The sequence below is a fragment of the Rhizobium sp. BK049 genome (assembly GCF_014193135.1).
GTDB lineage: Bacteria > Pseudomonadota > Alphaproteobacteria > Rhizobiales > Rhizobiaceae > Rhizobium.
The window spans coordinates 76,631-88,373 of sequence record NZ_JACHYV010000017.1 but is presented as its reverse complement, the minus strand read 5'-3'; the positions used below and the strand labels follow the sequence as shown (position 1 = coordinate 88,373).

General features: G+C 62.3%; 6 protein-coding genes. 2 read left to right on the top strand and 4 right to left on the bottom strand.

Annotated features, from left to right (window positions below):
- Positions 1–19: 19 nt before the first annotated feature.
- On the bottom strand, positions 20–958 hold the full coding sequence (locus FHT70_RS18565; protein ID WP_183703796.1) for a DMT family transporter: 939 nt from the start codon (positions 956–958) through the stop codon (positions 20–22).
- Positions 959–1,321: 363 nt separating this feature from the next.
- Here FHT70_RS18565 and pepN point away from each other — a divergent pair, with 363 nt between their 5' ends.
- Together pepN and FHT70_RS18555 are read left to right on the top strand one after the other, a co-directional pair.
- Entirely contained in the window at positions 1,322–3,970 is a 2,649-nt protein-coding gene (pepN, locus tag FHT70_RS18560) for an aminopeptidase N (RefSeq protein ID WP_183703793.1), read from the top strand.
- A 191-nt stretch (positions 3,971–4,161) separates the two neighbouring features.
- Positions 4,162–6,465 (top strand): ATP-binding protein, encoded by a 2,304-nt coding sequence (locus FHT70_RS18555; RefSeq protein WP_097599813.1) that lies wholly within the window; start codon positions 4,162–4,164, stop codon positions 6,463–6,465.
- Here the strand turns inward: FHT70_RS18555 and FHT70_RS18550 are convergent.
- The 3 genes from FHT70_RS18550 to FHT70_RS18540 form a co-directional block, all read right to left on the bottom strand.
- Positions 6,462–9,419 carry a bifunctional [glutamine synthetase] adenylyltransferase/[glutamine synthetase]-adenylyl-L-tyrosine phosphorylase gene (locus tag FHT70_RS18550; protein WP_183703790.1) on the bottom strand — a complete coding sequence of 986 codons (2,958 nt, stop codon included), beginning with the start codon at positions 9,417–9,419 and terminating at the stop codon, positions 6,462–6,464. The genes FHT70_RS18555 and FHT70_RS18550 overlap by 4 nt on opposite strands.
- A gap of 134 nt (positions 9,420–9,553) precedes the next feature.
- On the bottom strand, positions 9,554–10,966 hold the full coding sequence (locus tag FHT70_RS18545) for a HAMP domain-containing sensor histidine kinase (protein WP_183703787.1): 1,413 nt from the start codon (positions 10,964–10,966) through the stop codon (positions 9,554–9,556).
- Positions 10,963–11,709 carry a response regulator transcription factor gene (locus tag FHT70_RS18540; RefSeq protein WP_064706671.1) on the bottom strand — a complete coding sequence of 249 codons (747 nt, stop codon included), beginning with the start codon at positions 11,707–11,709 and terminating at the stop codon, positions 10,963–10,965. Before FHT70_RS18540 ends, FHT70_RS18545 begins: the two co-directional genes overlap by 4 nt.
- Positions 11,710–11,743 lie beyond the last annotated feature (34 nt).

Sequence of the window (11,743 nt, the reverse complement as noted above, 5' to 3'; positions counted from 1 at the left end):
AATAGTGCCGGTCAGCACCTCAGGCTTGCGGCGTCGTCGCCTTGCGCGCCTCTCGCTGTTCGATGCCCAGCTGATGCTCGCGATGAATGATGAAGATACCGGCAGCAACGACGATGACGGTACCGATCAGCATTGTGACGGTCGGCACGTCGCCGAAGACGAAGTAGCCGACGATACCGCCGAGCAGGATCGACGTATATTCGAACGGCGCGATGGTGGAGACATCTGCATGGCGGTAGCTTTCCGTCAGCAGAATCTGGGCGACGCCGCCGCAAAAACCGGCAGCGACCAGATAAAGCGCCGACGGCCATGGCAGGACGAGCCAACCGAAAGGAAGGGAAGCCAGCGAGAAGACCGACGCGGTCAGCGAAAAATACAGCACGATCGTCGCAGTCTTCTCCTCTTCGACGAGCCGACGCACCTGGATCATCGCCATGCCGCCGAGAACGGCCGAGAGCAGCACGCAAAGCGCGCCGACTGCCTGTTCGGCTTCCATACCGCCGTCACGAAACAGCGTCAGCTTCGGCCAGGAGACGATGGCGACGCCGACGATGCCGACGAGAACGGCGCTCCAACGATAGATGCGTACGGTCTCGCCGAGAAAAACCGCGGCGAAGATAACGGCGACGAGCGGCAAGGCGTAGCCAAGCGCGATCGCCTCCGGCAGCGGCAGATGCAGCAGGCCATAAAAACCGAAAGCCATCGACAGGATGCCGATCGTGCCGCGCTTCAGGTGGCCGAGCGGGTTGGCGGTGTGGAAGGCTGCGCGCAGCTGGCCGATATAAGCGAGATAAGCCATGATCGGGAAGAGCGCGAAGAAGGACCGGCAGAAGGTGACCTGGCCCGGCGGGATATCCGGGCCGGCCAGCTTGATGAAGGTCTGCATGGCCAGGAAGACCACGACCGACGAGACTTTCAGCGCAATGCCTCTCATCGGGTTTCTGAGAACCGAGTGCATGATCCTGGCTCTGATGCTGACTTAAAAGGAATGGGGAGACGCATCCGACTCGGGGACGCGGCGAGTGACGTCTGTCATCCTAGCTAAAGAAAATCGATATGGGCGAAAATTTATCGCTTTTCGCATCCAATCCGACTGATCAGGCGGGAGAGCGGCGCTGCGGCGCTCGATCCGATATAACGCCTTTCGGCCGACAGCCACGTTCATCCGGCTCCCATAGATATTTTGCCTGCGAACTTCGCGTTTGCGGGCAATTTGCTTTAACTTTAGTTCAGACTTTAATGTAATCATGCCCGTCAATTTAGGCAGAGTGCGCCCGCCTCTGTATCCGCGGTTGTCAAATAACGGTCTTCAGGAAACACCATGCGAACAGATACCGGCCAGGTCATTCATCTGGCAGATTACCGTCCCACCGACTTCGTGCTGGAACGCGTGGACCTGACATTCGAACTTGATCCGACCGAGACAAAGGTCGAAGCGCGTCTCATCTTTCATCGTCGTCCGGGCGCCGACATTGCGGCGCCGATCGTGCTCGACGGCGACGAGCTGACGCTGGCGGGACTGCTGTTCGACCAGGTGGAGCTTGACCCTTCGCGTTATGATGCGACGCCGGAAAGCCTGACGGTGCGCGACTTGCCGGAAAGCGCGCCCTTCGAGCTGACGATCACCACGATCATCAATCCCGAAGCCAATACCCAGCTGATGGGTCTCTATCGCACCGGCGGCATCTACTGCACGCAGTGCGAGGCGGAGGGCTTCCGCCGCATCACCTACTTCCCCGACCGACCGGACGTGCTTGCGCCCTATACGGTCAACATCATCGCCGACAAGGACGCCAACCCGCTGCTGCTGTCGAACGGCAACTTCCTGGGCGGCGCCGGCTACGGCCCCGGCAAGCATTTCGCTGCCTGGTTCGACCCGCATCCGAAGCCTAGCTACCTTTTCGCCCTCGTGGCCGGCGATCTCGGCGCCGTCGAAGACACCTTCACCACCATGTCCGGCCGTGAAGTGGTGCTGAAGATCTATGTCGAACACGGAAAGGAGCCTCGCGCAGCCTACGCGATGGATGCGCTGAAACGCTCGATGAAGTGGGACGAAGAGCGGTTCGGGCGCGAATATGATCTCGACATCTTCATGATCGTCGCCGTCTCCGACTTCAACATGGGGGCGATGGAGAACAAGGGTCTTAACGTCTTCAATGACAGATACGTCCTTGCCGATCCCGAGACGGCGACCGATGCCGACTACGCCAATATCGAAGCGGTCATCGCGCATGAATATTTTCACAATTGGACCGGCAACCGCATCACCTGCCGTGACTGGTTCCAGCTGTGCCTCAAGGAAGGCCTGACGGTCTATCGCGACCAGGAATTCTCCTCCGACCAGCGCTCGCGCCCGGTCAAACGCATCGCCGATGTGCGCCATCTGAAATCCGAACAGTTTCCGGAGGATGGCGGCCCTCTGGCCCATCCGGTGCGGCCGACGACATATCGCGAGATCAACAACTTCTACACGCGGACTGTCTACGAGAAGGGCAGCGAAGTCACGCGGATGATCGCCACACTGCTCGGCAAAGACGCTTTCAAGAAGGGCATGGACCTCTATTTCGACCGCCATGACGGTCAGGCCGTGACCATCGAGGACTTCGTCAAATGCTTCGAGGATGCGAGCGGGCGCGACCTGACGCAATTTTCGCTCTGGTACCATCAGGCCGGCACGCCGCTCGTCACCGCATCGGGCAGCTACGATCCGGCGGCCAGCACCTTCACCCTGTCGCTCGAACAGATGGTTCCGGCAACACCCGGCCAGTCGAGCAAGGAACCGATGCATATTCCGCTCAGCCTCGCGCTGTTCGGCGAAAACGGCGGCATGATCGAAGCGAGCTCGGTCAGCGGCGCCGAATATGCCGGCGAGGTGCTGCACCTGACCAACCGCGCCCAGACGGTGGTATTCCACGGCATCGGCTCGCGTCCGGTCGTCTCGATCAACCGCAGCTTCTCGGCGCCGATCAATCTGCATTTCGATCAGAGCCCGGCCGACCTTGCCCGCCTCGCCCGGTACGAGACGGATCATTTCGCCCGCTGGCAGGCGCTGACCGACCTGGCGCTGCCGAACCTTCTCAAAGCCGCCCGCGACGCGCTTGAGAGCAAGCCCGTCGCCTGCGAGTCGACCTTCGTCGAGACGCTGATTGCGGCTGCCGCCGACGAGAGCCTCGAGCCCGCCTTCCGCGCTCAGGCGCTGGCTCTGCCGAGCGAATCCGATATTGCCCGCGAACTCGGCAGCAACAACGATCCCGACGCGATCCATACCGGCAGGCAGGCGATCCTGAAACAGATCGCCGATGCCGGGAAGGATGTTTTCGCCAGCCTTTACGCGGCAATGACGACCTCAGGCACCTTCAGCCCGGATGCCAGAAGCGCCGGCCTGCGCGCCCTGCGCAATAGCGCGCTGACCTATCTCTCATACGCGGAACGGACGCCCGTCCGCGCCAAGGCAGCCTTCGACGCAGCCAACAATATGACCGATCTCAGCCATGCGCTGACGATCCTCGCCCATCATTTCCCCGAGAGTGCGCAAACGAGCGAAGCACTGGCCGCCTTCCGTGAGCGCTTCTCAGAAAACGCGCTCGTGATCGACAAATGGTTCTCGATCCAGGCCGGCGTTCCAGGCGCCAAGACCTTGGATCGGGTCCGCGCCCTGATGGAGAATTCGCTGTTCAAGCGGACCAATCCGAACAGGATGCGGGCACTGGTCGGCACCTTTGCCTTCGCCAATCCGACCGGCTTCGGTCGTGCCGACGGAGAAGGCTACCATTTCCTGGCCGGCGAGATTCTCCAAATCGACGAGCGCAACCCGCAGCTCGCCGCCCGGATTCTTACCTCGATGCGCTCCTGGCGTTCGTTGGAGCCGACGCGTGCCGCTCATGCACGCGCCGCATTGAGCAAGATCGAACAGGCGCCCAACCTTTCCCCTGACGTTCGCGACATCGTGGAGCGCACACTTAAAGGGTGATTTGCCGAACCGGCCGCCGCACATGATGTGACGGCCTGGTCGCCCGGTGCTTCGAATCGCCCAAAAATCCCAGATATATAAATAGTTAACGGATTTTTACCTTTGCCTCTGGACAAGGCGAATCACCCGTGATTCTCTAGGTCAGGTTCGAGCGAGCGGCGCGCGAATCACACGAGGGACAAGGCGAAGAGATGATGGACGTGCGGCGGGCAACCGTGGCCGGAGGACGGCTGCGTGTCGATTTTGACGGGTTGAAGGCCTGGCGAAACAGCCTTTCCGGTCACGCGACATCGGAACCGCTCCTTCGTCATCTGCCGAAGGCGGAACTCATCTTGAAGCGCACCATTCCGGCGCTGATCATTGCCTTCCTCTCCGTCGTCGCCGCCTCGCATTTCTTCGGCATGATGAATGAATATGCCCGCCTGGAGGCTTCCGCACGCCATGCTACCGCGCTCTCGGCGGCGACTGCCTCGGCGGTGTTTGCCGATGTCCCCCAGATCTTCGACAGCGGCGATATCGGCCAAGCGCAGACCCGCCTCACCAAATACCTGCCGCAAGACCGGCTGGACAGCGGCGCTTTCGTGCTGCTGGTGCAGGCTAGCGGCAAGGTTTTCGCCGCCACGACCGCCGGGCTTTCGCATGTCGGCAGCAATGTCGGCGATTTCTTCCCGGAGGTCTCGGCGATCCGGCGTTTCGGCGATCGTGCCGGCGTCATCGAAACCACGATCGGCGGCGTGCCGCACTATGCCGAGATCACTTTGATGGGCAATGCCGGCGGCTACATCGTCGCCGCCACTTCGCTCGAGGACATTAGCCAGGTCTGGCGCGAGGAACTGGCGCTCAACGTCACGCTGTTTGCCGGCATATCCTCGATCCTGCTCGTCATCCTCTACGCCTATTACACCCAGGTGAAGCGCGCCCGCGACGCCGACGATATCTTCCTGGAATCGAACCTGCGCGTCGAGACGGCGCTGTCGCGCGGCCGCTGCGGCCTCTGGGATTTCGATTTCGAGAACCGCGAATTCTTCTGGTCGCGTTCGATGTACGACATGCTCGGCCTGCCGGGTTCGGACAAGACGCTGGGCTTCGGCGAGGCCGCGCGGCTGATGCATCCGGATGATGGCGGCCTCTATGAGATCGCCCGCGCCATCGCTAACGGCCATTCCGGTCAGGTCGACCAGATCTTCCGCATGCGCCATGCCGGCGGCCACTATGTCTGGATGCGCGCCCGCGCCCAGGTGATCCGCAGCAATTCCGGCCGCATGCACCTGATCGGCATCGCCATGGACGTGACCGAACAGCATCGGCTCGCCCAGCGCTATGCCGAAGCCGATCAGCGGCTCGCCGACGCTATCGAATGCACCTCCGAAGCCTTCGTGCTCTGGGACAAGAACGATCGGCTGGTCATGTGCAACACGCATTTCCAGGAAGCCTACGGCCTGCCGGACAGCGTGCTGGTGCCCGGCACCGAGCGCTCGATCGTCAATGCCGCCGCCGCCCGCCCCGTCATCGAGCGGCGGGTCGCCGATGCCGATGGCTCGGGGCGGACGACCGAGGTGCAGCTTGCCGACGAGCGCTGGCTGCAGATCAATGAACGCCGCACGCGCGACGGTGGCAGGGTCTCAGTCGGCACCGATATCACGCTGATGAAACGTCATCAGGAGCGGCTGCGCGAATCCGAACGCCGGCTGATGGCAACGATCGGCGATCTCTCCGCCTCGCGTCAGACGCTGGAGCTCCAGAAAGCCGAGCTTTCGACGGCCAACGCCAATTACCAAGCGGAGAAGGAACGCGCCGAGGCCGCCAACAAGGCGAAGTCGGAATTCCTCGCCAACATGTCGCATGAGCTGCGCACCCCGCTCAACGCCATCCTCGGCTTCTCGGAGATCCTGCAGAACCAGATGTTCGGTCCGCTCGGCTCGCTGAAATACGACGAATATGCCCGCGATATCCATGACAGCGGCAAACATCTGCTCAACGTCATCAATGACATTCTCGACATGTCGAAGATCGAGGCCGGCCATCTGAAGCTGCACCGCGAGCGCATAGACCTCGTGCCGCTGATCGAAGAAAGCCTGCGTTTCACCGCCATTCCGGCCGCCGAAAAGAACATCGTGATCGAGCAGCGCATCTCGTCGGGCCTGACGCTGACGGCCGACCGCCGGGCGATGAAACAGGTGCTGCTCAACCTGCTCTCCAATGCGGTGAAGTTCACCGACAATGGCGGCCGCATCGCCTTGCGCACGCGCCGCGTCGACGGCGCCGTCTTCGTCACCATTGCCGACACCGGCATCGGCATACCACGCTCAGCGCTCTCCAAGATCGGCCAGCCGTTCGAGCAGGTGCAGAGCCAATACGCCAAGAGCAAAGGGGGTTCCGGCCTCGGGCTCGCCATATCCCGCTCGTTGACCTCGCTGCATGGTGGCCGCATGAAGATCCGCTCGCGCGAAGCCGTGGGCACGGTGATCTCGCTGCGCATTCCGGATGAGGCTTAGGCTCCTACTGTATTGACGAAAATCTTCCGCACCGCTTTCGAAAGCCGCTTCACCTCTCCGTCGAGCGTTCTGATGTCAGGGCAGTCGCCGGCACGGCAGACGAGCTCGATCAGGCCGGCCGGCGCGTCGTTCGGGTCGAACTCGCTCTCGATGCAGAGCCGGATCAGCTGTGAAAGACTGGTGTAGAGCGTGAAGGCTTCGAGGCACGTGTCGAGGTCGGCAGTCGCCATCAGTCGGTCACCAAGCAACTTAAGGGCCTCGCCGGTGCTCTTGCCATTCACGACAATGTCGATGCCCTTGGTTGGTGCGATCAACGCCAGATACTGGGCGATGAATTCGAGATCGATGACGCCGCCGGGAATGTGCTTCAAGTCCCAGGGGCCGGATGGCGGCTTTTCCTTGTCGATCAGTTCGCGCATCTCGGCAACGTCATGCGCCACCTTGGCGACGTCGCGGCCGGCCGTCAGCACCTCGCGAATAATACGTTCCGCCTCGGCGATCAGGCTTTCATCGCCCGAAATCAGCCGCGCGCGGCTGAGCGCCATATGCTCCCAGGTCCAGGCCTCCTCGCGCTGATACTTGCCGAAGGCATTGATGCGGGTGGCGACCGGGCCCTTGTTGCCGGAGGGACGCAGCCGCATATCGACCTCGTAAAGTACGCCCTCGGCGGTCGGCGCCGACAGGGCGGCGATCAGTCGCTGGGTGATGCGGGTGAAATAGCGCGTAGAGTCGAGCGGCTTCGGCCCGTCGGATTCTGAAGCCGCTTCGTCATAATCATAGAGCAGGATAAGATCGATGTCGGAACCTGCGGTCAGCTCAAAGCTGCCGAGCTTGCCCATGCCTGATATGGCGATGCGGCCACCCGGATAATCGCCATGCGCCGCCCGCATCTCGCTCACCACGGCATCGAGTGCGGCCGCAATGATGAGATCGGCGAGATGGGTGAAGGCGCGGGCGGCCATTGCGCCATTGATTGCGCCGGTGAGCAGGCGGATGCCGATCAGGAAGCGCTGTTCGGCGGCGAAGATGCGCAGCCGGTCGAGCACTTCCTCATAATGGCGCGCCTGGGCAAGAGAGCCCTTCAGGCGTTCGCCGAGATGCTCGCGGGTCGGCAGCTCGGCCATCAGGCCGGGATCGAGCATGCCGTCGAAGACATGCGGCTTGGCGGCAATCACTTCGGCCAGGCGGGGCGCCGAGGACATGATGTTGACGATCAGCGACAGGAGCGCCGGATTGCTGCCGAGCAGCGAGAAGAGCTGGATGCCGGCGGGAAGGCCCGAGATGAAGCTGTCGAAGCGCAGCAGCGCCTCGTCGGCACGCTTGCTTTCGCCGAAGACGCGCAGCAGCTCCGGTGCCAGCTCCGTCAGTCTTTCACGCGCCTCCACCGATTGCGTCGCGCGATAGCGGCCGTAGTGCCAGGTGCGGATGATGCGCGAAATGTCGGATGGTCTGGTGAAACCAAGCTTCTTCAGCGTCTCCAGCGTGTCCGGGTCGTCGCCCTGGCCGGTGAAGACGAGGTTTCCGGTTTCGCTGGAAAGCTTGCTCTCCTGCTCAAATAGGCGGGCGTAACGACGCTCGACCGTTTTCAGGACACTGACCAGCCTTTCGGAAAAGCTCGGCGTGTCGGGAAAGCCCATCATGAAGGCGATGCGCTTCAGGTCGGCGTCGGTCTCCGGCAGAAGGTGAGTCTGCTCGTCGCGCACCATCTGAATGCGATGCTCGACGTCACGCAGGAACCAGTAGGCCTCCGTCAGTTCGTCGCGCGTCTCCGCATCGATCCATTTCGCCTTGGTGAGTTCACGGAGTGTCTCCTCCGTCGCCCGGGCGCGCAGCGCCGGCATGCGGCCGCCGGCAATCAGCTGCTGCGTCTGGACGAAGAATTCGATTTCGCGGATGCCGCCGCGGCCGAGCTTGACATTATGACCCTTGACGGCGATCGCGCCGTGGCCCTTATGCGCGTGGATCTGCCGCTTGATCGAGTGGATATCGGCGATCGCCGCGTAATCGAGGTATTTGCGGAAGACGAAAGGGCCGAGTCCGCGCAGGAACTCGCCGCCGGCCGCAAGGTCTCCGGCGACGGCGCGCGCCTTGATGAAGGCCGCCCGCTCCCAGTTCTGGCCCCTGCCCTCATAATAGATCATCGCCGCGTCAACCGGGATCGCCAGCGGCGTCGAGCCGGGATCGGGACGCAATCTGAGATCGGTGCGGAAGACGTAGCCGTCCGCCGTGCGCTCCTGCAGGATGCGCACCAGCCGGCGCATCATCCTCGGAAAGATGTCGATCGCATCATCCGGATCAGCCACGATGCCGGCCTGTTCGTCGAAGAAGACCACGAGATCGATATCGGAGGAATAGTTGAGTTCGCATGCGCCGAGCTTGCCCATGCCGAGCACGATCAGGCCCGAGCCCTCGCTTGGTTTGGCCGGATCGTGCAGCCTTAGCTTTCCCCCCTCATGCGCCGAAAGCAGCAGATGGTCGATCGCAGCCGCGACCGAAGCCTCGGCAAGCGCGCTCAGCCAAGCCGTTGTCGTCCGGCTGTCGAAAATGCGCGAGAGATCGGCGAGCGCAACGAGAAAAGCGGCCTTGCGCTTGATGATGCGCAGCCTGCTCATCACCACGGATTCCCCCGGCGCCGCCCCTTCACCGTCCCGCCGCCAGCAGCTTCGCGCCTCGGCGATCAGCGCTTCGATCTGCGGCTCCAGCGGTTCGCTGATCGCGGCGGCAAGGACGGCGGGGTCGAGATTGACGATTTCACGCAAGTAGGGCGACAGCGACAGCACGGCGGCGATGAAGTCGCGCACCCGCCCGTCCGTCTTGAGCATTGCCGCAATTAAAGGCTCGCTTTTGCCCGCCTGCTGCAGATCGGTCAGCGCCAGCTTCAGCTCCGTCTGGCTCAGCGGACGCAGTAGCCCTTCAGCGACATCCTTCAGGCCATGCGTCGATTTCATCAGCATGCGCTCTCCCTGGCTCTGCAGAAGGCGTGGCGATTATCTGGAATTGGGTCGCCGCCTTCGGTTCGGAGGTAACTTAGTGTCCTGGCGGAAAACCGCCAATACGCGATTCAGCCTATCGCAATCGGACAAGACCCTCAGGCGACCTTGGCCGGGAAGATCATGCTGACCGTCAGCCCGCGCTGTTCAGGCTTGTCGGGATTGGTGTCGGAGAGTTCCAGTCGGCCGTTATGCAGCTCCATCACTGCTTCCACCAGCGAAAGCCCGAGCCCTGTGCCGGGCTTCGAACGGCTCTCATCGAGGCGAACGAAGCGCTTCACCACATCGTCGCGCCGATCGGCCGGAACGCCAGGCCCATGGTCGGCCACCGACAGGCAGATGCCGTCCGGATGGCGCGCGAGCTTGAGCGATACTTCGCCCGCCCCTTCGATATCGGAGGAATATTTGATCGCATTGTCGAGCAGGTTGAAGATCGCCTGGCCGATCAGCTCGCGATTGCCCTGCACCTCGATGCCCGGCTCGACACTGGCGCTGAGGCCGAGACCGGCCTCCTCAGCTGCGGGTTCATAAAGTTCGGCACTGTCGGAAACGATTGCCGAAAGCTCCACCGGCGACATCTCCGCCGCGACCGACCCGGCCTCGACGCGGGAGATCATCAGCAGGGCGTTGAAGGTGCGGATCAGCTGATCCGATTCGCTAATAATGCCTTCGAGGGCGACGCGACGCGTATCGCCATCCGTCATATCGAGCGCATCGGCGGCCTTGTTGCGCAGCCGTGTCAGCGGTGTCTTGAGATCATGGGCAATGTTGTCTGAGACCTGCCGCAAGCCTTCATTCAACTTCTCGATACGTTCCAGCATGGTGTTCAGCGACATCGACAGCCGGTCGAACTCGTCGCCGGAGCCGCCGACCGGCAGGCGTTGCGAGAGATCGCCTGCCATGATCTTCTTGCTCGCATCCGACATGCGGTCGATGCGTTTCAGTGCGTTGCGGCCAATGCCGAACCAGATGATGATCGCGCCGAGCCCCATGATCGCCAAAGCCACCATCAGCGCCTGGCGCACCAGCAGGCGGAAACGCTCGGGATCGCCGAGGTCGCGGCCGACCAGGATTCTCAAGCCGTTGTCGAGCACAAAAATGTTGGCGATCGCCTTATGGCGGCGCTCGATACCACCACCGTCTGTATAACGCTGATAGGCGAAAGGAGCCGAGGTCCAGCCGACCTCCTCGAAGACACCGGGCTGCACCGAGGCGACGTTGCCGGCGAGAATATCCCCCGAAGGACCGGCGATGATGTAGAGATTGGCGCCGGGCTGACGGGCACGCCGTTCCATCGTGCGCAGCAGAAGGTTCATGCCGCCGGTGTCATAGGCGCGCTGCACCTGCCCCACCTCCTGCCGGACGGCATCGCGAATCTGGCCTGTCAGCAGCCGTTCCGACATCGCCGTCACATAGAAGACGAGGGTCGCGGCGCAGATGGCGAATAGCAGAATGTAGAGTGCCGAGAGGCGGACTGCAGTGGACTTGAAGAGAACCCTGAAGCGGCTCATCCCTCATCCTTGATCATGTACCCCGCACCCCGAATGGTCTTGAGAAGCGGCTGGCTGAAGTCCTTCTCGATCTTCGAGCGCAGGCGCGAGACATGGACGTCGATGACGTTGGTCTGCGGGTCGAAGTGATAGTCCCAGACATTTTCGAGCAGCATCGTTCGGGTGACCACCTGGCCGGCATTCTTCATCAGATATTCGAGCAGGCGGAACTCGCGCGGCTGCAGCGGGATTTCCTTGCCGCCGCGGCGCACCTCGTGGGAGAGCCGGTCGAGTTCAAGATCGCCGACGCGATAGACGACGTCCTGTTCCGGCGTGCCCTTGCGGCGGCCGAGCACTTCGACGCGCGCCAGCAGCTCACTGAAGGCATAGGGCTTTGGCAGGTAATCGTCGCCTCCGGCACGAAGGCCGGTGACGCGGTCGTCGACCTGGCCAAGGGCGGAGAGGATGAGGACCGGCGTGTGGATGCCCTTGCGGCGCAATTCGCTGATGACCGAAAGTCCGTCGCGGCGCGGCAGCATGCGATCGATGACGATAACGTCGTAGGTGTTCTCCGACCCCATGAACAAGCCGGCCTCGCCGTCGCTGGCGTGATCGGCGACGATGCCCGCCTCACGAAAGGCTTTCGTGAGGTAGGCCGCGGCTTCGAGATCATCTTCGATGATGAGAATCTTCATGCGGCCGACATTACCCACCGGCTGCGTTTCGGCAAGGCTCAAAGCATCTTGCTGCGGGGCGGCGCTCATCGCGATCATCCTTGAAAGGTCAGAAGAAACGAGC

Excerpts from the sequence above, each read along its gene's own strand:
- FHT70_RS18565 (WP_183703796.1), bottom strand. The coding sequence starts at position 958 with ATGCACTCGGTTCTCAGAAACCCGATGAGAGGCATTGCGCTGAAAGTC.
- pepN (WP_183703793.1), top strand. The coding sequence starts at position 1,322 with ATGCGAACAGATACCGGCCAGGTCATTCATCTGGCAGATTACCGTCCC.
- FHT70_RS18555 (WP_097599813.1), top strand. The coding sequence starts at position 4,162 with ATGATGGACGTGCGGCGGGCAACCGTGGCCGGAGGACGGCTGCGTGTC.
- FHT70_RS18550 (WP_183703790.1), bottom strand. The coding sequence starts at position 9,419 with ATGCTGATGAAATCGACGCATGGCCTGAAGGATGTCGCTGAAGGGCTA.
- FHT70_RS18545 (WP_183703787.1), bottom strand. The coding sequence starts at position 10,966 with ATGAGCCGCTTCAGGGTTCTCTTCAAGTCCACTGCAGTCCGCCTCTCG.
- FHT70_RS18540 (WP_064706671.1), bottom strand. The coding sequence starts at position 11,709 with ATGAGCGCCGCCCCGCAGCAAGATGCTTTGAGCCTTGCCGAAACGCAG.